This window comes from Shewanella oneidensis MR-1, from assembly GCF_000146165.2.
GTDB lineage: Bacteria > Pseudomonadota > Gammaproteobacteria > Enterobacterales > Shewanellaceae > Shewanella > Shewanella oneidensis.
The window spans coordinates 2,353,227-2,376,399 of sequence record NC_004347.2; the positions used below are offsets into that span (position 1 = coordinate 2,353,227).

General features: G+C 46.3%; 20 protein-coding genes. 9 read left to right on the forward strand and 11 right to left on the reverse strand.

Annotated features, from left to right (window positions below; all coding sequences use genetic code 11):
* Window positions 1-22 precede the first annotated feature (22 nt).
* The 4 genes from ptsP to SO_RS10290 all read right to left on the reverse strand — a co-directional run bounded on the left by ptsP (window position 23) and on the right by SO_RS10290 (window position 4,234).
* Window positions 23-1,726 carry a phosphoenolpyruvate--protein phosphotransferase gene (gene ptsP / locus SO_RS10275; protein WP_011072254.1) on the reverse strand — a complete coding sequence of 568 codons (1,704 nt, stop codon included), beginning with the start codon at window positions 1,724-1,726 and terminating at the stop codon, window positions 23-25.
* A 29-nt stretch (window positions 1,727-1,755) separates the two neighbouring features.
* Window positions 1,756-2,013, reverse strand: a complete 258-nt coding sequence (locus SO_RS10280; RefSeq protein WP_011072255.1) for an HPr family phosphocarrier protein — start codon at window positions 2,011-2,013, stop codon at window positions 1,756-1,758.
* 32 nt (window positions 2,014-2,045) lie between these two features.
* On the reverse strand, window positions 2,046-2,432 hold the full coding sequence (locus SO_RS10285; protein WP_011072256.1) for an ACT domain-containing protein: 387 nt from the start codon (window positions 2,430-2,432) through the stop codon (window positions 2,046-2,048).
* Between the two features lie 164 nt (window positions 2,433-2,596).
* On the reverse strand, window positions 2,597-4,234 hold the full coding sequence (locus SO_RS10290; protein WP_011072257.1) for a methyl-accepting chemotaxis protein: 1,638 nt from the start codon (window positions 4,232-4,234) through the stop codon (window positions 2,597-2,599).
* Window positions 4,235-4,579: 345 nt separating this feature from the next.
* Between SO_RS10290 and SO_RS10295 the strand changes: the two genes are divergently transcribed.
* On the forward strand, window positions 4,580-5,308 hold the full coding sequence (locus SO_RS10295; protein WP_011072258.1) for a DUF3334 family protein: 729 nt from the start codon (window positions 4,580-4,582) through the stop codon (window positions 5,306-5,308).
* Window positions 5,309-5,927: 619 nt separating this feature from the next.
* A complete protein-coding gene (locus SO_RS10300; protein WP_011072259.1) occupies window positions 5,928-6,968 on the forward strand; it encodes a LacI family DNA-binding transcriptional regulator in 1,041 nt (346 codons plus the stop codon).
* 402 nt (window positions 6,969-7,370) lie between these two features.
* On the opposite strand, the gene SO_RS10305 is transcribed toward SO_RS10300, so the two are convergent.
* A complete protein-coding gene (locus SO_RS10305; RefSeq protein WP_011072260.1) occupies window positions 7,371-8,009 on the reverse strand; it encodes a 3'-5' exonuclease in 639 nt (212 codons plus the stop codon).
* Between the two features lie 402 nt (window positions 8,010-8,411).
* Between SO_RS10305 and SO_RS10310 the strand changes: the two genes are divergently transcribed.
* The gene (locus SO_RS10310; RefSeq protein ID WP_011072261.1) at window positions 8,412-9,149 is read left to right on the forward strand and encodes a hypothetical protein; all 738 of its coding nucleotides are present in this window, start codon (window positions 8,412-8,414) and stop codon (window positions 9,147-9,149) included.
* Window positions 9,150-9,250: 101 nt separating this feature from the next.
* On the opposite strand, the gene SO_RS10315 is transcribed toward SO_RS10310, so the two are convergent.
* Both SO_RS10315 and SO_RS10320 read right to left on the reverse strand, forming a co-directional pair.
* Window positions 9,251-10,627: an L-serine ammonia-lyase gene (locus SO_RS10315; protein WP_011072262.1), complete on the reverse strand. Its 1,377-nt coding sequence runs from the start codon at window positions 10,625-10,627 to the stop codon at window positions 9,251-9,253.
* Window positions 10,620-10,970 (reverse strand): hypothetical protein, encoded by a 351-nt coding sequence (locus SO_RS10320; RefSeq protein ID WP_164925701.1) that lies wholly within the window; start codon window positions 10,968-10,970, stop codon window positions 10,620-10,622. The genes SO_RS10315 and SO_RS10320 overlap by 8 nt, the downstream gene beginning before the upstream one ends.
* Before the next feature lie 41 nt (window positions 10,971-11,011).
* Here SO_RS10320 and nagZ point away from each other — a divergent pair, with 41 nt between their 5' ends.
* From nagZ to SO_RS10335, 3 genes are all read left to right on the forward strand, one after another.
* Window positions 11,012-12,040 (forward strand): beta-N-acetylhexosaminidase, encoded by a 1,029-nt coding sequence (gene nagZ / locus SO_RS10325; RefSeq protein WP_011072263.1) that lies wholly within the window; start codon window positions 11,012-11,014, stop codon window positions 12,038-12,040.
* A gap of 81 nt (window positions 12,041-12,121) precedes the next feature.
* Window positions 12,122-12,661 carry an alpha/beta hydrolase YcfP gene (ycfP, locus tag SO_RS10330; RefSeq protein WP_011072264.1) on the forward strand — a complete coding sequence of 180 codons (540 nt, stop codon included), beginning with the start codon at window positions 12,122-12,124 and terminating at the stop codon, window positions 12,659-12,661.
* A 572-nt stretch (window positions 12,662-13,233) separates the two neighbouring features.
* A complete protein-coding gene (locus tag SO_RS10335; RefSeq protein WP_011072265.1) occupies window positions 13,234-13,506 on the forward strand; it encodes an acylphosphatase in 273 nt (90 codons plus the stop codon).
* A 120-nt stretch (window positions 13,507-13,626) separates the two neighbouring features.
* Here SO_RS10335 and SO_RS10340 read toward each other — a convergent pair whose 3' ends face one another.
* The 3 genes from SO_RS10340 to SO_RS10350 all read right to left on the reverse strand — a co-directional run bounded on the left by SO_RS10340 (window position 13,627) and on the right by SO_RS10350 (window position 18,826).
* Window positions 13,627-14,625, reverse strand: coding sequence for a peptidoglycan binding protein CsiV (locus tag SO_RS10340; RefSeq protein ID WP_011072266.1), 999 nt, complete (start codon window positions 14,623-14,625; stop codon window positions 13,627-13,629).
* A complete protein-coding gene (gene mfd, locus SO_RS10345; protein WP_011072267.1) occupies window positions 14,625-18,119 on the reverse strand; it encodes a transcription-repair coupling factor in 3,495 nt (1,164 codons plus the stop codon). Before mfd ends, SO_RS10340 begins: the two co-directional genes overlap by 1 nt.
* A gap of 86 nt (window positions 18,120-18,205) precedes the next feature.
* Window positions 18,206-18,826: a hypothetical protein gene (locus tag SO_RS10350; protein WP_011072268.1), complete on the reverse strand. Its 621-nt coding sequence runs from the start codon at window positions 18,824-18,826 to the stop codon at window positions 18,206-18,208.
* A gap of 94 nt (window positions 18,827-18,920) precedes the next feature.
* On the opposite strand from SO_RS10350, the gene SO_RS10355 reads away from it, so the two are divergent.
* The 3 genes from SO_RS10355 (at window position 18,921) to lolE (ending at window position 22,191) form a co-directional block, all read left to right on the forward strand.
* Complete coding sequence (locus SO_RS10355; RefSeq protein WP_011072269.1) at window positions 18,921-20,153, forward strand: lipoprotein-releasing ABC transporter permease subunit; 1,233 nt, start codon at window positions 18,921-18,923, stop codon at window positions 20,151-20,153.
* Between the two features lie 98 nt (window positions 20,154-20,251).
* On the forward strand, window positions 20,252-20,944 hold the full coding sequence (gene lolD, locus SO_RS10360) for a lipoprotein-releasing ABC transporter ATP-binding protein LolD (protein ID WP_164925702.1): 693 nt from the start codon (window positions 20,252-20,254) through the stop codon (window positions 20,942-20,944).
* On the forward strand, window positions 20,941-22,191 hold the full coding sequence (gene lolE / locus SO_RS10365; protein ID WP_011072271.1) for a lipoprotein-releasing ABC transporter permease subunit LolE: 1,251 nt from the start codon (window positions 20,941-20,943) through the stop codon (window positions 22,189-22,191). The genes lolD and lolE overlap by 4 nt, the downstream gene beginning before the upstream one ends.
* 92 nt (window positions 22,192-22,283) lie before the next feature.
* On the opposite strand, the gene suhB is transcribed toward lolE, so the two are convergent.
* The gene (suhB, locus tag SO_RS10370; RefSeq protein ID WP_011072272.1) at window positions 22,284-23,087 is read right to left on the reverse strand and encodes an inositol-1-monophosphatase; all 804 of its coding nucleotides are present in this window, start codon (window positions 23,085-23,087) and stop codon (window positions 22,284-22,286) included.
* Window positions 23,088-23,173 lie beyond the last annotated feature (86 nt).

A 23,173-nucleotide genomic window follows, 5' to 3' on the forward strand; every position in this document is an offset into this window, starting at 1 on the left:
GCAGCATAACCAATTACATGTATTATTTATAGTTTGTTATACACTGTTGCAGATCTGAAATTCTATTTTGCTGCATTGCTGTGTGCGCTAACTCGGAAAATTTTGCCAATTCACCTTGGCAAATTGCCGCCTTCACTTCGAGCAATGAGCTTAAGTTAACGCTGAGCTCATCCAGCCCCATGCCAACAAGTAGCGGAGCCATTTGCGGCGAACTGGCTAACTCACCACAGAGCGAGACTGTAACCCCAGTGGCTTTTGCCTGCGTTATCGTCATGTTTATCAGGTGTAAAATCGCGGGCGAAAGCGAAGGATAATCCTTTGTCAGTTGTGGATTAGTGCGATCGGCAGCCATCGCATATTGCGTTAAATCATTGGTGCCAATACTGACAAAATCAAGCCTTGGCAACATCGACGCTAAATTCAACACCGCTGCGGGTGTTTCAACGACTATCCCGTAACTCAGTTCGCCATAACCTTTTTCTTCCTCTTCTAGGGCATCTTGGCATTCGGCGATAAGCTTAAATATCTCATCCAACTCTTCGACTTGATTGACCATGGGAAACATCAAGCGAATTGGACCGTGATTAGCAGCCCGTAAAATGGCGCGAAGTTGGGTTTTAAACAACTCTGGGTGCGCTAGGGTGTATCTCACTCCACGTTGGCCCAAGGCTGGATTATCTTCAATATTTTGGCATAAGCAGGGCAGCTCTTTATCGGCACCAATATCTAAGGTTCTAATTGTAAAAGTTTTTCCATCTAAAGCATGTAGGGCCTCGCAGTAAAGGTTGTACTGGGCTTTTTCATCCGGAAGGGTGCTGGTATTCATTAACATAAATTCAGTGCGAAACAAGCCTATACCATCAGCACCTTCATCTTTAACGTGGGTGATCTCATTTAAATTACCGACGTTTGCCAGCAGACCAACGTGATGGCCGTCCTGTGTTTGAGCGGGCACATCACGGTATGTTTGAAGCGCCTGACGTCTTGCCTGCTCATGGTGCAGGGTGACGGTTAAACGGGCTTGTTGCTCAGGCTCAGGATTGACATAAAGTACGCCGCTTAAAGCATCAAGCACTAATGGCGTGTTATTAGGAATGAATTCGGCATCAAACTGGCAACTTAACATGGCCGGGATCCCAGCCGCGCGGGCTAAAATCGCAGTATGACTGGTGAGTCCACCGGTTTTAAGCACAATACCGCTGATATGTTCTTTGGGGAGCAAGGCAAATTCAGCGGGGGTCAGATCCTGTGCGAGCAGTATTGTTGCTTCACTCAGATCTGCTAAGCCTTGTTCTAAACGGCCGTTAATTGCGGTAACTATGCGTTGACCAAGGCATCGAACATCTTGGGCGCGATTGGCTAAATAGGGATCGTCTAAGGACTCTAGCTCATTGGCTTGATGGGCAAATATCCGCTCAACGGCAACACTGGCAGAAAGCTGTAAGGTGCGAATGGCTTCTTTAACTTGTTCAATGAGCTCATCATCGTCGAGGAGCAATAAATCGGCTTCAATCAGTTGGTAGTTTTCACTTTCGGGATCGAGTTTAGCTTGACTCAGACTGAGCTGCTGCTTTAATGCTTGTAACGCCTTAAGAAACTTACTTTGCTGCAGTGGGATCCTAGAGAGCGGAATAGGGCGATAGTCGAGGTGGTTTTCGCAATGGTTAAGGTGTAAAGCCTTACCGAAGGCGATACCCGATGACACAATAATCCCCGTTATCGACATAGTCATTCCTAATGATGTTGGGCGGTTCGCTAACTTAAGGTGATTAACAAAGTCGAGACTTTTTCGACGGCTTCCTGCGCCTGCTCTCCCTCGGCGAAAACTCTCACGGTGACACCATGGTACAAACCTAAAGTTTGTAGCTTAAACAAGCTTTTGGCGCTTGCTTGTTTGCCATTACATTCAACCAAAACGTCACAATCGAAGGTCTTCGCTTCTTTCACCAACAGTGCGGCTGGGCGAGTATGAATACCATGTTTTGCAGTGATAGTGACAGATTTTTCGTACATAGTGGGTTAACTCTTAATCAAGGTTACGGTGCTTATTTTGATTCAATAATCTTGTAACCCGCCTTTTTTAAGGCAGTCATTGCGTTTTGAAGACAATCTTTCTTCACGAGAATATAGTCGGTATCGAAGCTGGAAAGGGCGAAAATACTGATCTGCACATCGGCTAAGGTGCTGGCGATTTTCGACAAAATCCCCGTCAATGAAAATCCGAGTGGACCTAATACTTCTAAACAACTCCAATTGGTTTCTTGTTCTAAACTGTCCAGTGCAAGTTCACTAGACACTACCAGTGTCAAACCCTCTTCTGTTTTGCAGATAAAATACACTTCTTCGGCAAAAACTTTGCTCGGAATGGGTGCACTTGGGTTAAAGCTATGAATGCTGTACTGCCGTGTATGTACGGCCAACGTCATACGCATGGACGATCCTCAATTGGCGAAGCGAATACAAGCCTTGTTCCTAACTTATAACATGAAACCCTGCTTAAAGGGCATCTATCTAGCCGAATACATTAGCGAATTTTAAACGAAAAGAGGACGTTTTAACACGTCCTCTTTGGTTACCATTGAAAGCATTCATTAGGTTATATTTTAAATTGGCCTAAGGTATGGGACATATCTTGGCTAATATCCTGTAACGATTGGGCCGCGCGGCTGTTACTTTCATTGGCTTTGACTGAGACTTCGGTCAACTCTGAAATATTACAGATATTACGATTAATTTCTTCAGTCACAAGGGATTGCTCCTCTGTCGCACTTGCCAATTGGGTGTTCATATCGCTGATATGGGCTATCAGCTCTAGAATTGCCGCCATTGCTTGTCCTGCCTCTTGTGCTTTAGCTTGCAATTCTTCTGATTGACGTTGCGTTTGGCTGTTGCTTTGCATTACCGAACCGACACCAGTCTGAATTTCAGAGATGATTTTTTGGATCTCATTGGTGGAATCTTGGGTGCGATTGGCTAGGGCTCTGACTTCATCGGCGACCACGGCAAATCCACGGCCATGACTCCCAGCGCGCGCAGCTTCAATGGCTGCGTTTAGTGCCAGTAGATTAGTTTGTTCTGCAATGGCGCGGATCACATCCAAAATACTGCCAATTTGACCTGAGGCTTGCCCCAATTTTTGAGTGATTGCTTCTGATGCTTTAAGCTCTTGGACTAACTTCTCGGTATCGCGCACCGTATTGTCAATCACACCTTTACTTTGCTGAGCCTGACTTTTTACACTGGTGGCAGCATCGGCAGCTTGCTGCGTATTACTCGCCATTTCATGGGTGGTTGATAGCATTTGATTCACCGCAGTCGCTACGCTGCCAGTTTCGCGATGAATATGTTCGGCGCTTTGGTTGGACTCTTCTACAGCAAGCATTAATAACTTAGCATCGTTGTCGAGGGACTGGCCTAAGGGTTGTAGATGTCCGACCATATCGCCAATCTTTTGGGCGAAAAGGTTAAAAGCATGGGCTAGGTGAGCCACTTCATCTTTACCTTGCGTACTTAAACGCTGGCTTAAGTCGCCTTCGCCTTGGGCGATATCTTCAAGGGCTTCAATGGCATCATTCAGTGGAGATGTGATCGAATGATTTAATACCAGGAAAAATGCAAAAATAGGCACTGAAATGAGAAACATGATAATCAGATAATCGACCATCACTTCGTAAAGACTCTCTTTTACATCACTCAAATACGCCCCAGTGATCAGTGTCCAGCCCCATTGTGGGTAGTAGCGTGCTTCGGCTAATTTATCTTCGACGATTTTGGATACAGGGTTAGCGATGGGATATTCCAGCGTGGATTTGCCATTTTGTCGAGCTTGAGACAATAGCGTTGTCAGTGGGTTAGTACCATTGGGAAGCGTGAAATTCTGAGCGGATGTTCCGATCATACTGGCACTTTCACCATGGGCTAGGATTTGGTTGTTATCATCAATGAGAATAAAGTAACCCACACCAGCATAGCGGGTTTGATTGATGAGGCTCGCCGCGGCTTTTTGGGCCTCTTGTTCACGCATTTTACCGCTAGCGGCATCTTGGCGATAAACGTCAATCACACTCAGAATACTGCCAAGCTGACCATCAATTTGTAACCACTTTTGTTCGATCAAATTACTGTATTGTTCTTTAATCGAAAAACTTGCAAAACAGACAGTACCAATGGCCGCCATCACTAACATCATCATCAGACGTTTTAAAATGGTGAACTGGCGCAAAAAAGTGATCATCTGGAGTCCTCAGGCGCAAAAAATAATGGGCATCAATATACCCGCGAATGTTTTTTAATAGAATATTAGCGGGTTAAATTTTATCTAAAGTCGTAAACAATATGGGGTTTCTTTGATCTTAAGCAGGATCTTAGCTTGAGCCTCATCTGAATGATCAATTTATGGCTCATTTTGGCTGCATCACATTTAGTCTATTGGCGTTCAATGAAGTATTTATTAAATTCAATAACTTACCATTTGTTAACAACTTTAACATTGATGGTAATGTCTAATTAGTTGTTTTAATTTTGATTTTTTACTCTTTTACGCGCAAGATTAATCAACTGTTATGTTTGAGAATCGATTATGACTACAAATACGATTGTGAATTCTGACGATATTTTGCTGAAGTTATGCCACTCCGTTGCCCACGTGCTATCCAGCACAAGTGCGAGTCATGTGAGTCATGCCGGTATGGTACAAAGCATTGCGCGTACTCGCTTGAAACCTGATCTAGGGTGTTTTTCGATTTTTGACGGTGGATTTTCAGGGCTTGTTGTCATTAACTTTTCGGCGCCTGCGGCTATCGAAATCTATCGTCGCTATATGCTCAATATGGGCATGCCTGAAGAGGAATTAGCCTTTTCCCATACTTCCGATGAGGTCGGTAATGTGATGGGCGAATTGATGAACCAAATCTTGGGTGACTTCATCAATAAAATTTCTAAGGAATTGCAAACGTCTATCAGCCAAAGTCAACCAAAAATGTTAACTATAAACAAAGAGTTAACTATCTCTATCGATGCAAACTTAGATGAGGCTGTGGCAAGGCGAGTATCCTTTAAAACCGAAAATAACCATATTTTCTACCTCGAATTTGCCATGGATAAAACCGAATTTATCAAGCTAGATGAGTTTGAATATGATGAGGAATTTGATCCTGATAGTTTACTCGAGCAGCACGGAATGAGTGGGGCACAAGCTTCAAATGCGGATAGTATCACTCCTTGGAGTAGAATCGCGGATAAACCTGCTATTAGTCAACAGTATACCAACATGGATGCCGATGATTTACTCGATGAATTAGGTATTTAGCTAGGGCGCGTTGACGTTTCGAGATTATATTTTGTCGGATGAATCTTCCTAGCCGCGTTTGGTTGGCGTTTCTGCTACGTTATGGTCTGTGTATGTTAGGTTATCGTTAGTTTATATTGACTAGCTAGGGTGTGTTGACGTTTCAGGGTTATTTTTGCAGCAATTTGGCTGGCTTTTATGTAAGGCAAAGTCCGTGCAGTGTCGTTATTCTACATAAACGGACGATAACGCGGCAGAAAAGCCAGCCAAATGCTGCCCGAAGGGTTCGTCTGGCAAGCCCTTGCTCTTACTTTCTGTCATAAGAGCAGCTCGTCATTTGAGTAGAATAACTACACATCATTCCTCGTTTCGCGAGCACGAACTTGCCAGAACGAACAAAATTTAATCTCGAAACGTCAACACGCCCTAGACTGCACGAACTTTACCGTGCATAAACGCCATCCAAATTGCTGCTAACCACTGGTTTCAAGGTGCGCAGTTCTTAATGTTACTTAACCTTTCAATAGCTTAAGAGTAATGACTGCTGTTAACATGTTAGGTTGTTGTAAATCCTTCGCCTATACAAGTTATTAGAACTGTTTTAGTATCCCCCAAGATAATTATTATGGTGACCTTCGCTATGGCATCGAAAGCGACCTCAATTGATATTGCTTATCGTGCTGGTGTATCCCAGTCAACGGTTTCCCGTGCCCTCAGAAACAGCCCGCTGGTCAATTTAGAGACCCGTCAGCGGATCCAAGCAATTGCCAAAGAACTCAACTACAAGGTGGATAAAAACGCCAGTAATTTGCGTACCCAAAATAGCCATACTTTAGCGCTGTTGTTGTGTGAAGACCCCACTAATGATGATTCTCTGATCAACCCATTTTTCCTGTCAATGTTAGGGTCTATTACCCGGGCAACTGCACAGCAAGGTTATGATTTACTCGTTTCATTTCAGCAGCTTTCGAGTGATTGGCATGCCGATTATGAGGACAGCAATAAAGCCGATGGCATTATTTTGCTGGGTTATGGCGACTACATGGATTACGAGCAGAAGCTCGAAAAGTTACTCGCGCAGCATACGCATTTTGTAATTTGGGGGGCCGAGCATAATAATAAATCCGTGCTGTCCATCGGTTGCGATAATCACCAAGGTGGCTTGATTGCAACAGAACATTTGATTTCCCTTGGACGTAAGGCTTTTGCCTTCTTAGGTGATGCTTCCAGTCATAGCCCTGAATTTCGAGACAGATATTTAGGCCATTTAAAAGCCTTGCAAACGGCTGGATTATCAGTCGTGGCCGAGCGGCAAATTTCGGCCATTAGTACAGAAAGTGCAGGATATGATGCGGCGATGGCATTAATGGAAAAAGGGCTTATGTTCGATGCGATTTTTGCCGCCAGCGATTTGATTGCGATTGGTGCTATTCGAGCCTTAAAAGAGAAGGGGATATTAGTGCCTGAGCAAGTCGCTGTTGTGGGATACGATGATATACCGGTGGCAAGTTTTGCCAATCCACCACTGACGACCATCAAACAAAACACCCAGTTAGCGGGCGAGATTTTAGTCGAGAGTTTGCTTAAGCTTATTCGCGGTCAGGCAGTGGGTCCACAATTGATCCCCACCACCTTAGTGGTTCGCAGTTCCTGCGGCATTGACCATACGCCCCTTGATTAAATCTCTCCTAAGTGAATCAGGCGAACATCCCTTGAGCGTGTTGACGTTTCAGGGTTATTTTTGCAGCGATTTGGCTGACGTTTATGCAAGGCAAAGTCCGTGCGGTGTAGTTATTCTAGATAAACGGGCTATAACGCGGTAGAAACGGTGAGCCAAACGCTGCCCGCAGGGGTCGTCTGGCAAGCCCTTGTTCTTACTTTCTGTCATCAGAGCCGCTCGTCATTTGAGTCGAATAACGACACGTCGTTCCTCGTTTCGCGAGCACGAGCTTGCCAGAGCGAACAAAATTTAATCTCGAAACATCAACACACCCTAGACACTCGGCATTTTTTTGAGCGAACATTCAAGCGATTTATTAGCTCAATTGTTTTTGACGCATCAGCTACTTAAAAATGTGCCGTATTAAGCCCTTGCGTACTGACGGAGAAACTTAGGTACTTCGGCTTTACTCTTGCTCATCACTTTTTGCATTAGGCTAAAGGGCGGTTCTACAATCGCAAAATCCTGTTTCAGATCCGCCAGCATTCGTAGCCATAAATGTCCCGTCATTTCCGCGTCCGCAAGCGCACGGTGGAAAGTGCCATTGTTCGGTAGCTGCTTATGGCGTACTAATGTTGCCAACTGATGATTGATGGCTTCAGGGTATAAACGTCTTGCCAGCAGTAATGAACAACCAAATTGACCTGAATATTGGTGACCGATATGAGCAAATTCGGCATCAAGAAACCGCTGATCGAAGGCGGCGTTATGGGCAACCAGATGATGCTTGCCGATAAATTCTGCAAAGCGTGCCATTACCTCCGCACAGGGCGCCGCGTGGGCGAGCATTTGATTGCTGATCCCGGTGTAATCTTCAATAAAGGCGTTTATCCGAAAACCGGGATTCATTAATTCTGAAAAACGCGTAGTAATCTGGCCTTGCTCAATTAATACCGCGCCAATCTCAATGGCACGGGCACCCTGGTTTGGTGAGAGTCCCGAGGTTTCAAAATCGAGCACCACAAGGGTATTGGCGGGTGTGTAGACGGGTGTTTTGGGCATAAAATTAACTACTTATTGGGATGGCAAAGTGTGTTGTATGAGTTCATTACATTGTCATGACATCGCTTGCTAACGATAGAAATGCCAACCGATTGTAAAACAATCTCGGCACTGGCGCATCTTAGGCTGGGGTAATCGTGAGACTTAACCCAATAGCGCGCATCCGTTTACTAGGCCGTGTAGGCATTTATCAAGTGCCAAACTTATTCTTTTTTGTGCGACTTGGCTGCATTTAAACCGTCCTTAACAGTGCAAAAATATTTAAAACCTGCCTTTATCTGTGGTCGATGATAGCGATTATTTGCAATGTGAGATTGTAAAAATTATTTATCAACAGTAAGTTAGTGATACTTTAGAACGGTTGTGGCTAGTGAATAGATTGTGCACATAAAAGGAGTTGTGATGAATAAGATAAGAATGGCGACATTATTGAGTCTCATGCTATTGGGTGGCTGTGCTTCGTACACTACGCCGGGAGGCAGTGTGGCAATCGGTAGCTTAGCGGAGTCAGATATTAGTGCGTTAATGTCAACGCAACCTGCGGCCATCTTTCCTGCTCACATTGCTGTTGCACGTATTCAGGCGCCGGGTTATGTATCCTACCGTTTAAGCAGTTTTGGCACAGGGCGGTATAGCGTGGTAACTACCCGTGAGGTTGAGACGGAAGCTGATTTTGCCCAATTAGCTAAAATGCCGCAGGTGGCGGGGATTGCACCGTTAAATCGTATTTTGCTGCCTGAGACTTTAGATTCAATCAAATCCCTGCGCGAAGCCGCTGCAAGACTTAAAGCCGATATGTTGCTTATCTATACTTTTGATACATCCTTCCATGCGGGGGAGCAGCAATTTGCACCCTTGAATGTGATTTCCCTTGGGCTACTAAAGAATAAAGAAGTCAGCGTGACCACAACGGTTTCTGCGGCCATGTTTGATGTCCGCACGGAATATTTGTATGGTTTAGCGGAGTCGACGGCAAAGGAAAGTCGTAATGCCAGCGTGTGGAGCACCTCTGATGCAGTAGATGATTTACGTCGACTCACTGAAAAGCAAGCGTTTTCACAGTTGATCCCAGAAATTGAAAAGACCTGGGCTGGAGTGATTACCCAATATAGTAAAACGCCAGCGAATGTGACGAACTAAGTTGATAATTGTATGACCTTATAAATCAATAAAATAAAAAAATGCCGCGCATAATCATGGATTAAGCGCGGCATTTTTTTAGAATTAACGGCTTTAGCGGGTTAACACTCTACAATATTTACCGCGAGGCCACCCTTAGCGGTTTCTTTGTATTTACTACGCATATCTTTACCGGTGTCCATCATGGTTTTGATCACTTTATCCAGTGACACCTTGTGGTTACCGTCGCCGCGTAGCGCCATACGTGATGCGTTAATCGCCTTGATGGCGCCCATGGCATTACGTTCAATACAAGGGACTTGTACCAAGCCGCCAACGGGATCGCAGGTTAAACCTAGGTTGTGCTCCATCCCGATTTCGGCCGCGTTTTCAACATGCTCAACTGTGCCGCCCATAATCTCGGTTAAGGCACCTGCTGCCATAGAGCAGGCAACGCCGACTTCACCTTGACAGCCCACTTCTGCACCGGAGATCGAGGCATTTTTCTTGTACAGAATACCAATCGCTGCGGCGGTTAATAGGTAACGGGCGCATACATCGATATCGACTTCTTGTACGAAGGTATCGTAGTAACAAAGCACCGCAGGAATAATGCCCGCCGCACCGTTAGTCGGGGCGGTGACGACGCGATCGCCGGCCGCATTTTGCTCATTAACCGATAAGGCGAATAAGTCGACCCAATCCATTGCGGTTAATGGATCAACATTGTTGCGACCTTCCGCTTTAAGACGACGATACAGGGCCGGAGCTCGGCGACGCAGTTTTAGGCCGCCTGGCAAAATGCCTTCTTTTTGGTAACCACGTTCGATACAGGTCTTCATGGTTTGCCAAATATTCCACAGCTTGGCTTTGACTTCTTCTTCACTGGCAAGGCTTAATTCGTTCGCCATCATTAAGGAAGAAATACTCAGACCATGTTCAGTACAGAGTTCGAGTAACTGCGCGCTGCTATTAAAATCGTAGGGCGCCGATTCTATTTGCGATGCAGGCGAGGCATTGCGCTGATTGATTTCATCTTCATCTAAGATAAAGCCACCACCAACGGAGTAGTAGGTGCGCTCAAAAATACATTCGCCCTTGCTATAGGCATACAGCGTCATGGCATTGGCATGGGCAGGGAGACTTTTACGTCTGTGGTAGGTGATGCCGTCTTCACGGGTAAACTTAACGACTTTGCCGCAGCTTATCGTCAGGGTCTCCGATTTTGAGACGTGTTCCAGAATGCCATCGATGCTATCTGTATCGACGGTTTCAGGATCTTCACCCATTAATCCTAAAATAACTGCTTTACCCGTGCCGTGGCCTTTACCCGTTTGGCCCAGTGAACCAAACAGTTCTGCCCTTAATTCATCAATTTGGCCAATCTGCCCTGAATCAGCAAGGTGTTGCATAAAAATTTTGCCCGCTTTCATGGGGCCAACAGTATGTGAACTCGAAGGGCCAATACCGATTTTGAACATATCGAATACGCTAATCATGATTGAAGTCCTGTTGTGTCTCGATTTTTATTTTAGTATCTGTGCGGATGAACTTTGCAGTTACAGCGTCAATACGCTGGTTTTTATGGCGTAAACTCTGGCAAACTGCAGGCATTATCCACGTAAAATGTGCTTGTGTGATACGCTTAAGACCAGTATCCCACAGATTAGTATCAAGATTCACATTAGTTTTTTTGATTAAAAAGACTTCGGATAAGCTCAGCTTAATTAGCTTATCATTAATGTCGATTTTATCGGCAATATAATTGGTTTTAGGCAAAGTTTGATGGCGAATGGCTCGCTTTTTGGGGATTTTTGTGAACTCCGTAGTCAGTTTCGTCATGATTAATATTTGAGTATGAATAAGAATTCTTAGGGAGAATTATGAGTTATTTAATGTTGGATCTGCTGTCATTAGATGTCAGTGAGGCTGAAGCTGAAATGTTGCGCCATCCTCAGGTGGGCGGTTTGATCCTGTTTTCCCGCAACTTTACCAGTCGTGAACAATTAATTGCCTTGGTGCAGCAGATCCGCCAAATTCGCCCCGAGATATTAATCGCGGTTGACCACGAGGGCGGGCGGGTGCAGCGCTTCCGTGAAGGATTTACTTTAATTCCTGCCATGGGAGATATTCTGCCTGCGGCGAAGGGGGATATGGCTCTCGCGAAGCGATGGGCCTGTGAGTTGGGCTTTTTAATGGCTATCGAGCTACTCGCCTGCGATATCGATTTAAGTTTTGCGCCTGTGCTCGACCTTAACGGTATTAGCCAAGTGATTGGTAAACGTAGTTTTAGCGCAAACCCAGATGAAGTCATCGCCTTAGCACGGAGTTTTATTGAAGGTATGGCACAGGCCGGAATGGGCGCCGTGGGCAAACATTTCCCCGGTCATGGCAGTGTGGCCGCGGACTCGCATATTGCTCAACCTATTGATGAGCGTGAGGGTGAGGTGATTTTTAATCAGGATATTTTGCCATTTAAAGAGTTGATTTTTAATGGAAAATTGTCTGGCATTATGCCAGCACATGTGATTTACCCCAAAGTTGACCCGAATCCTGCTGGCTTTTCGTCTTACTGGTTAAAGCAGATTTTACGCAAAGAGCTTGGTTTTAACGGGGTAATCTTCTCCGATGATCTCGGTATGAAGGGCGCCTCCTTTGCGGGTGATTATGTGGGACGTGCCAAAGCAGCATTGGATGCAGGGTGCGATATGATATTGGTTTGTAATGATAATCCTGGCGTGATGACGTTGCTAAATGGTTTTGTTTGGCCTGAGGCTGCCCCACAACATCCGGCGAGCTTGCTTAAACCGAATATGGCGCAAACCGCTTTAGCGTTAGAAAATAGTGCCCGTTGGGAAAATGCTAAGCAGCTAGCGGAGCAAATACAGCTCGCACAACAGGCAAAAGTTTGATGTAGCGCAAGGTTCTTACATCTATTTTTGCTAGGGTTAGTCTAACGCGCCGTGTTTGGCCGCTTGCTTAAAGGTCTCAATATGATTTTTTATCTTCATGGATTCGATGCTACTAGCCCTGGTAATCACGAAAAAATGCGTCAGTTGCAGTTTATTGACCCAGACGTTCGTCTGATTAGTTACAGTACCTTGCATCCTAAGCACGATATGCAGTACTTGTTGAAGGAAGTTGCTAAGCAAATGCAGCATAGCGACGATCCTGCACCATTGATGGTTGGCGTGGGTTTAGGCGCTTATTGGGCCGAGCGAATTGGCTTTTTGAATGGACTTAAGTCAGTGTTGATCAATCCCAATTTACATCCTGAGAACACCATGCAGGGGAAAATTGATCGACCTGAAGAATATGCTGATATTGCCAATAAGTGCGTCTCTGAGTTTAGGATGAAGAATACCCATAAAGCCATGTGTATTCTGTCTCGTTTTGACGAAGTGCTTGAAAGTCAGCTAAGTGCTGATGAACTCAGCCGTTATTACGCAATCGAATGGGATGAGACTCAGCCCCATAAATTCCCCCAGTTGGCAGCTCACTTGCCCAAAATTAAAGCCTTTAAGCTGGGCTAACGCGGCCAATCCTCATCTGTTTAGACTTGTCATCATGATGCTTATCGCTTTTTGTTACTAGGGCGATAGGCTTTCACTCCTTTGCCATTCTCTGCGTTCTATATCTACTTATATGTGTATTTCACTCTGTTATTTGTATGAGCTGGTTTTTTCTACTATAAACTTGATGTAATAGTTTATATCGATATTCTTTATTTGGAATGGTTGACGGTATATATCATTGGTTTAGTTGGTTATTTCAGCAAAAAGCATTAAATAAATACTATAAGAGTGGATTTATCTATCATTTTGTTGAAATTAATAATTAATTGTGTAAAGTAGCCCATCTTAATGGTTTGTTACAAAATGCTACAAACTTTTATGCCAATTCGTCCAATTATGGACAACCTTTTGCGTATGTCGCCCGACACAGCTAACAGCGGTCTCGTTAGCTGTTTTTTTATGTGTGTTTTTCTTAAATTTCACTCTGTAAATCCATCACTTAACTCATGATCAAACTTATCTGAGCTGAGATCTCAGCTATGCTTAGTTTTGCATGCTCTTGCCCAACTAACCTTGCTCAGGAGTCTTAGATGAAACGGGTATTAATTAAATTGACTGGGAAAGTGCAGGGTGTGGGCTGTCGGCGGACGACCTTAGCAAAGGCTAGAGTCTTGGGCGTGACAGGTTATGTGACCAACTGTGTTGATGGTAGCGTCGAGGTGCTTGCTCAAGGCAGTCATGTCGCAGTGGATAATCTTATCGCGTGGTGCCAGGCGGGCGTGCCGTGCACCGTTGGACTTAGGGTGGACGTGGAAGAATACCAAGGTGATGATATTTATCTGGATTTTTCAATAGTGCGCTGATTTGCTGTTTAGACTCAATTGTGATGAGTGTCAATACTCGTGTGGCGGTTGAAGGGACAAAAAAGCGGTAATGCACTGACATTACCGCTTTTTATATGGAACTTAATCGGATTTGCCTATTTAGGCATTAGGCTGCGCCATCTTACGGATCTGGATCACCATGCCCATTTCGGGGTGATCGAGATAATGAATCTCATCACTTTTCACCCGACGATTTTGCTCCAGCGGAATCGACATCAGGTAAGGCGTCATCACTTTGACCGGTGTGGTCACTGCGGCATTGGTATTTATGTTGCTGTCATCGGTTGGCACTGGCATCAACTTACGACCTTCTTTACGTAAATTTAAGGCCGTTTCGATATACAAATAGTGGCTTAGATAAATATTTAGCGTGCCGTCGAGTTGCCAAACGGGTGAGGGCAGTAATGGTGCCGAATTTTCTAAGCTCGTACCTTGGGAGCCTTGAGTATTTTGCATCGAAGTGTTTAACGCTTGTTGGACAATTTGGCGACCATCAAAGTGATAATTGGCTGAGAAATCCTTACCCGCAAACAGACGGATAGGCATTGAGCCACTCTTACCCTGCATAGGTTGTTGCCATGTCATATGCAGCAGACTGCGATTACCACGCTCTCTCGATAAACTATTAACGATGTTGGCAAACTGGCCTTGACTGCTTGCCAGTAACACAGGGCCACTGCCAAGTTTGGCGTAGGTTTGGCTGCTACTGCCGATTTCCGATGGGATCATGCTTGGGTAACGGTACTGGGTGAGGGTATTTGTACTCGGGCCTGAGATCGTTAAGGTGCCACTATTACTAGTATTAGCATCGGTATTCGTGCTTTCTGCACAATGGCTATTGGCATCGGCATCATAAACAAGCGTGCAAGGTGTAGACTCATTACTCATGGATACCACTGCCTGACCCACAACCGGTGAGATGAGGTCGATTGCACTATTGGTTTTCGTCTCGATAGGGGCCATTGGCCATTGCTCAGTCGACTGGCTTTGGCGTTCGAAAATGTAAACTTCAACTTCGAACCACGCCTCAGCACGGGCAAGTGAACTGTGTGAAAGTGCAATAAGTGTAGCGATAGAGACCGCGAGTTGACGTAACACTATTTATCTCCAAGACGATGTTGCGATTGATGTTGAGATAGTTGTTCGAGCAAGAGTTTGACTAAAGCGAGCCTATCTTTTGCCGTTTCGGCGCTGAGAATGAACTTTAACTTATTCGGCCCGTCCATTCGATAGATTTGTGGCTGACTTTGTAGTAATCCGATGATAAAGCCAGGGTCGATACTATGATCTTGACTAAATTCGATGCTGCCGCCCTTAGCGTGTACCTCAATTTTAGTCGCCCCCAGCCGAGTTGCCTGATGTTTATACAGGGTCATTTCCATCAAGTTTTTAGTAGCATCGGGCAGTAAACCAAAGCGGTCGATAAGCTCAACTTTTAGTTCATCTAAGGCTTCCTCGCTGTCACAACTGGCGATACGTTTGTAGAGTGACAGGCGAATATTCACATCACCGACATAGTCTTCCGGCAACAGCGCCGGAATTCTGAGTTCCATCTCACATTGTTGATTGAGCATTTGTGCCAGCGAAGGCTCTTTACCTTGCTTAAGCGCTTTGACCGCCGATTCCAGCATTTCCATATAGAGGCTAAAGCCAATTTTAGAGATATGGCCGCTTTGCTCATCGCCTAAGAGTTCGCCCGCACCGCGGATCTCTAAATCTTGGGTGGCAAGCATAAAGCCTGCACCTAAATCTTCAAGAGCATCAATGGCTTCTAGACGCTTACGAGCATCGGTAGTCATGCGCTTAGGATGTGGCGTCATTAAGTACGCGTATGCTTGATGGTGCGAACGTCCCACGCGGCCACGCAATTGATGTAATTGGGCTAAGCCAAAGGTGTCGGCGCGTTCGATAATAATGGTGTTGGCACTCGGGACGTCGATACCGGTTTCAATAATAGTGGTACAGACTAACACGTTGAATCTTTGATGATAAAAATCCGACATGACTCGCTCAAGATCCCGCTCACGCATTTGGCCATGGGCCACCACGACTCGCGCTTCAGGTAGCAGTGTGCTGATGTCTTGGGCACATTTTTCAATGGTTTCGACATTATTGTGCAGGTAATAGACCTGGCCGCCACGGAGGATCTCACGCAGAATGGCCTCACGTACTGTTGCGGGATCGGATTCGCGCACAAAGGTCTTCACCGCCAAACGCTTAGCGGGGGGCGTGGCAATAATTGATAAGTCGCGCATCCCTGACATCGCCATGTTGAGGGTACGGGGGATAGGGGTAGCTGTGAGGGTTAAAATATCCACATTGGCCCGCAGCGCCTTGATTTTCTCTTTTTGTCTGACGCCGAATCGGTGTTCTTCATCGATGATAAGTAGGCCTAAATTCTCGAATTTTGCCTCAGATTGTAGTAATTTATGGGTGCCAATCACGATATCGACTTTGCCTTCTTCGAGCTGTTTGAGTACTTGGGTTTGCTCCTTCGCGGTTCTAAAACGTGACATCACTTCAATCACGACAGGCCAGTCGGCAAATCTGTCCTTAAAGTTTTCGTAGTGTTGCTGGGCAAGGAGTGTTGTGGGTACAAGCACAACCACTTGTTTACCGTCATTCACGGCCACAAAGGCGGCGCGCATTGCGACCTCGGTTTTACCAAAGCCCACATCACCGCAAACTAATCTGTCCATTGCGGTTGGCGATTGCATGTCCGCTAACACCGCATGAATCGCACTTTCTTGATCGACGGTTTCTTCAAAGGGGAAACCTTGAGCGAATTGGGCGTATTCTTCGTCATTGATTTCGCAGCTCTCACCCGGACGTGCTTGGCGACGAGCATAGACATCGAGAAGCTCTGCGGCCACATCGCGGATTTTTTCAATAGCTTTATTTTTTGCCTTGGCCCAAGTGTCGTTACCCAGTTTATTAAGATGCGTCTCCCCATCTGCGCCAACACTATAGCGACTGATCAAATGTAAATTGGAAACTGGGACATAGAGCTTATCGCCCCCCGAGTACTCAAGTTGCAAATATTCAGCGACAATGCCGCCAGTATCTAAGGTGACTAAACCTTGGTAAAGGGCAACACCGTGCTCTAAGTGGACGATGGGCTGGCCGACTTTCAGCTCGGCTAAGTTTTTAATCAGGGTATCGTTACTGATCTGGCGCTGTTTTTCACGGCGGCGCTGCTGTGAAATCCGCTGACCAAAGAGTTCGGTTTCGCAGATGATGCTCACGGCGGTTTGCGCCCCTAGCCCTAGCAAACATCCTCGGGAGAGGGGCGAAACGATTAAGCCAAGTCTGGCATCACTTTGAATAAATTCGTCAAAATGACTAAATACGCTAGGCTTTAACTGGATTTTACCAAGAAGTTCGAGCAGCGCTTCACGGCGGCCTTCAGATTCTGCGCTAAACAGCATCCTTGGCGCCTGCTCAGCATAATCCTGCAGTGCGATTAACGGCTGCTTTAATTTGTGATTGGCGCTTACCTCGGGCAAGGCTCTGGCATCAATTTGCGCCGCTACACCATTGGTGTCAGGATTTGGGGCCACAAATTGATAGCGAGGCAGCGGTTTAAAAGCGGCAAATAATTCTTCTATCAGTAAATACAGCTCTTTTGGCGCAAGCAGTGGCCTTAGCGGATCGACCCGTCTGTCTTCGTAGCGTATTTCCACTTCTTGTAAATGGGCGCGAGCAGATTTTTCGATATCGCCCAAGGTGACTAACTGAGTGTTTTTGGGCAGGTAATCGAACAGTGTCGAAACCTCATCAAAAAACAGTGGCAGATAGTTTTCAATGCCCGCGGGCATGAGATTGCGGCTCACCAATTGATAAACCGATTCTGGTTCTTTAACGATCACCTCAAAACGGCGGCGATAGCGTTGTCTAAAGCCTTCGATGGCACTGCTATCGGTTGGGAATTCCTTCGCCGGTAATAACCGCACAGCATTGACGGGTGTAGAGGATCGCTGGGTCTCTGGGTCGAAATGGCGAATGGTTTCGACTTCATCATCGAAAAGCTCGATACGCAGCGGCATATTCACGCCAGTGGGGAAGATATCGAGGATCGAGCCCCTAATGGCAAACTCACCGTGCTCGTAAACCTGCTCAACTAAGTGATAACCCGTGTCGGTTAATTGCTGGCGCACATCATGGAGTTGATATTTATCGCCCTTTTTAAGCACAAATACATTGGAACTTAAATAGGATTTAGGCGGCAAGCGCATCATCAGCGTTGTCACTGGCACGATAACCACGCTGTGCTCGGCATGGGTGATTTGTGACAGAGTTTCCAAACGCTGGGAAATCAAATCCTGATGGGGTGAAAAACTGTCGTAGGGCAGGGTTTCACGATCAGGGAACAGCCGCACCTTAATGGCGGTTTTTGCCAATAAATAATTGAGCTCTAACTCGAGACTCAATGCCGTTGGCGTGTCACTGGTGACAATCAGCGTGGTGCCTTGGTGTTGACGAATAAGACTGGCAAGGGTGACAGCTTGACCCACTCCGGCGATACATGACAGAGTTTGCATTTGAGTGCCATTTTTTACAACGGGCGGTGTTAGGGCTGAAATATGTGTCATTGGCGTGGGATAAACTGATTCATTCACAATAAGTTGCGTTTATTGTAGTGACTTGGGCGCAAGGGTGCCAGTGAAAACTCTCGCCTTTATTGGCGCTCGTCCCTGGCAAGTTTACGCTGTTTAAGTTGTTTTTGTTGTACGTTGAGGCTCGCTTTGACGAGTTGCTCCACATCCGCATCCAGAATTTGGCTAAATTCGAGGTCGACTAAATATTGCAAAGAAGCATTGTCTAGCCGAACTTGCTGCGCATCGGATTGGACTTCCTGTGAAAGCATACAAGCGGTGACCTTGGCAAAACATAAAATGGCGACCAGTTCGTCATGAATAAATAAGGTGACTTTAACATGGCGTCCTAAAGGTAACGCTGCGGTGCTTAGCAAGCGAATACCGCTGCCACCAAATTGACACCCCTGATATTTATCGCCTTCTTGGACTTCTTTTTCGAGCACATGCTGCAGGACTAAATCCACCTTGCGCGATTGCAGCTTGAGAAAGTCCACCACGACCTTAGCTTCGTTATCTAAATGCCGCAGTTGTAATAAACAGCTCGCTTCGAGGGCTTTTACTTCGCTTAATAGCTGGATCCCTAAGGATTGCATTGATCTTAAAGCCATTTCACTGGGTAAAGGTTGATTTTCGTCCCAGAGGCTTAAGTAAGCGGTAAAGGGATGAGGCACACTAAAATACGGATTGGTGTCAGGGAACAAGGCTTGCCTCTTTATTTATAGGACCTAAACCCCTATTATCGTGCCCATCTTTATGATTTAGCAAGTTCAGCACACAGGACGCAGCCCTCTTTCAATGGATCTTCGATTTCCTCTCTACGTTGGTTACCGTTATTGGCGGGCCAGAAAAGCAAACGCATTTGCTTCTTTTATTACCTTATTTGCCGTTTCGGGCATTTTTTTAGGGGTTGCCGCGTTAATCGTGGTCAGTTCGGTGATGAATGGCCTTGAAGGGCAGTTAAAGCAGCGCATTCTTGGCGCTGTGCCGCAATTGACTGTTTACACTAAAGCTCCCTTAAGCGATTGGACAATTGCGGCAGAAAAGCTAACCATGCTGCCCGGCGTGCAAGGGGTGACACCTAGTGTGTCCACGCAAGCCATGGTGCAGTCAGCGGCCAATATCCGTGCGGTACAAGTATTTGGCGTGTTTCCTGAGCTTGCAGAAAAACTTTCTGCTGTGGCGCAACATACCTATTCCGGCGCGTTTAGCGAGTTAACCAGTGGCCAGTATCAGGTCATCCTAGGCAGCGAACTGGCGCGTCAATTAAAGGTCAGCCCTGGGGATACGGTACGCTTATTAAGTGGCGATGGCGTGGTGTACTCGCCGCTTGGCCCTGTACCCAGCCAACGTAAATTTTTAGTGTCTGCCGTGTTTGAAATGGGCTCACAGGTGGATGCGGGTGTCGCTTATGTTCACTATCAAGATGCAAAGCGGTTGATGCGCCAGCCTAGTGATGAAATCAACCAGCTAAGGCTTTATTTAAACGATCCTTTTACAGCGCCAGCGCTTGCCAAGGATGTGCAACAAATCTTGACCGCGCAGGGCATCGAGGCGACCACGAGTGATTGGCGTGACACTTATGGTCATCTGTTTAGCGCAGTGAAGATGGAAAAAAACATGATGTCGCTGATGCTCAGCCTGATTGTGGCGGTAGCGGCATTCAATATTGTATCGGCACTGGTGATGATGGTTGTCGATAAAACCACGGATGTAGCAGTGCTTAAAACCCAAGGTTTAAGAACCTCCGCAGTCATGGGCATTTTTGTAGTGCAAGGTTTACTCAATGCAGTGTTAGGTTTAGCGCTGGGCTTAGTGGTGGGCATTCTTATCACCCTTAATTTGAATGGCCTTATGGCAACTCTTGGCATCTCGATTTTAGGGGCAGGGCAAATGTTGCCGGTAAAACTGGCGCTTGGGCAATTGTCGCTGATTATTGTCGGCACCTTAGTTGTGACCTTAGTGGCGACCCTTTATCCTGCGCTACGGGCGGCAAGGGTGCAGCCAGCGACTGCGCTGCGTTATGAATAACTGTGTTTTCAATGATTAAAATAATTACTCCACCGTAAAAGTGGAGTTTAGGCGTGGCACTTTGCCCATGTCATATAGAATCAATAGCGAGAATCTCAATGCAAGATGTGTTACTGCAAGTGCAGGCGGTGAGTAAGAGTTATCACGATGGCGATGTAACCACGCAAGTGTTATCCGACGTCGATTTACAGGTATTTAAGGGTGAGCAGCTGGCGATTGTGGGCACTTCAGGCTCCGGTAAAAGTACGTTACTGCACATTATGGGGACGCTTGATAAACCTTCATCGGGCAAAGTGTTGTTGGCTGGTGAGGATTTATATCAGGTGAGCAGTGCGCGTCAGGCGCAGATCCGTAATCAGGATTTAGGCTTTATTTATCAATTTCATCATTTATTGCCCGAGTTCACCGCCCTTGAAAACGTGGCTATGCCGGCATTTATCCAAGGTCGTGATCGCACATTGGCGCAGGCCGATGCCAAGGTTTTGCTCGAGAGAGTAGGGCTTGGGCACAGAATGAGCCATATTCCTGCTGAGCTTTCAGGTGGTGAACGGCAACGGGTGGCAATCGCTCGTGCGCTGATCAACAAACCCAAGTTAGTGCTGGCCGATGAGCCAACGGGAAACCTTGATGCTAAGAGCGGCGAGGCTGTGTATGAACTCATTCGCGAATTGGCCAATCAACTTGGTACGGCGTTTGTGGTGGTCACCCACGATCCTAAATTAGCCGCGCGGATGGACAGACAACTCACCATGAAAAATGGTTATCTGCAAGTACCGGAAAGCGCCCAATGAAAGGACCATTAGCCCTCTCTATTGGTTGGCGTTTTTACCGTGCGCGCCAATCCAATAGTTTTATTAGCTTTATTTCCTTTGCATCGACAGCGGGTATCGCCCTAGGCGTAGCCGTATTAATTATCGTGCTCTCGGCGATGAATGGTTTTGAGCGCGAGCTAGAGCAACGTTTACTCGGGGTGATCTCCCAAGCGGATGTGGTGGGCGTGAATGAGCCGATTGCTGACTGGCGCGCTGTTGAGCAAACCGCGCTGCAGATTGAAGGCATTACTGCTGCGGCGCCTTTTATTCGTATGCAGGGTTTAGTGCAAAAGCCCGGTGGTTTTCAGGGGCTTGCTGTCGTTGGCATTGATCCTGAGCAAGAGGCAAAAGTCTCGACATTATCGCAATTTATGAGTCCAGAGACGTGGCAAAGCTTGAGTGAAGATGATAATCACATCGTCCTGGGTGAGAGTTTGCTGAAAAAACTCGGCCTCGAGGTTGGCGATACGTTGGCACTGTATGTACAAGATCTTGACCCTGAACATGCGGGAAGTTTACGTGCGGCAAAAAGCCATCGCTTTGTGGTGTCAGGTGTTTATCGCTTAGGTGGTGAGCTTGAATTAACCACCGCGTATATTCCAATGCGTTATGCGGCAAATATCCTGAATTTACACCAAGGCGTGACGGGCGTTCGCATCAGTGTGACGCAGGTGTTTGAGGCGCCAGCGAAAATTCGCGAGTTAGGCTATGCGTTGAACCAGTCGGTGTATATTAGCGATTGGACCCGTACACAAGGGCACTTATATCAGGATATTCAATTAGTTCGCACTATAATGTACCTCGTATTAGTACTGGTGATCGGTGTGGCGTGTTTTAATATTGTCTCAACGCTCGTGATGGCGGTGCGCGATAAGGCCAGTGAAATTGCGATCCTGATGACCATGGGACTGAGCCGTTTATCGGTAATGGGCATTTTTATGGTGCAGGGGGCATTAAACGGTTTAGTGGGGTGTGCGCTCGGTGGGGTGATTGGTATTGCGACAGCCATTAATCTCAGTGCTATTGCTCGTGACATCGAGCAATTACTTGGGATCCAATTGTTATCTGCGGATGTGTATTTTGTGGATTTTCTTCCCTCGGAACTGCATATGGCGGATGTCAGTTTAGTCATTGCCACGGCGTTTGTGATGAGCCTGATTGCAACGCTTTATCCCGCATGGAAGGCGAGCCGAATTGGCCCTGCGCAGGCATTGGCGGGCAGATAACTGGCGCTACCGTTCTGCACTTAAAAGCTCAAAAACAAAAGGCCAGTGATAATATCACTGGCCTTTTTGGTCTTGTTTTGCGCTAAAGGTGATTAACGCTTTAAGCCTTCGTTTAGTAAAGGACGCATGGTTTTTACTAATTCGGTAGTCACTTTCGGAGAACCCGCAACGATATTGCCAGAGATCAAGTAGTTATGACCGCCAGTAAAGTCAGTGACTGTGCCACCCGCTTCACGACATAACAGATCGCCAGCAGCGATATCCCATGGCTTTAAGCCAATTTCAAAGAAACCGTCTAAACGGCCTGCGGCCACATAGGCTAAATCTAATGCTGCAGAACCCGTGCGACGTAAGTCTGAACAATGACCAAACACTTCGCCGAAAATGGCCATATAGGTTTCGGTATGTTGACGGGCTTTAAATGGAAAACCTGTCCCGATAATGGTTGGTGCTAGTTCATTTACATTGGTCACGCGAATGCGGAAATCGTTTAATTTGGCGCCTTTACCACGGATAGCGGTAAATAATTCTTCACGAACTGGATCATATACAACGGCAACTTCAGTTTTGCCTTTGTATTGGAGCGCGATAGAAACCGCGAAGTGGGGAATGCCTCTAACAAAGTTGTTAGTGCCATCCAGAGGATCGACTATCCAAATATAGTCTTTGTTTTCACCGCGGTTTTCGCCTTTCTCTTCACCCACGATAGTGTGATCAGGGTAAGATTTACGAATTTGATAGGTAATAGCGGCTTCTGCTTCCTTGTCTACACTGGTAACAAAATCGTTGATACCTTTAGCACTGACTTCAACTCGGTCAAGTTCAGTGTAGGCACGCATAATAGTTTGGCCGGCCGCGCGGGCAGCGCGAACAGCAATCGTCAGCATCGGATGCATTGCAATCCCCTGGATGTTAAAGAACGTTAAAAATAGCGGGCGGCATTATACTCGATTTGAATGTTATATCAAATACCGATTTTCAT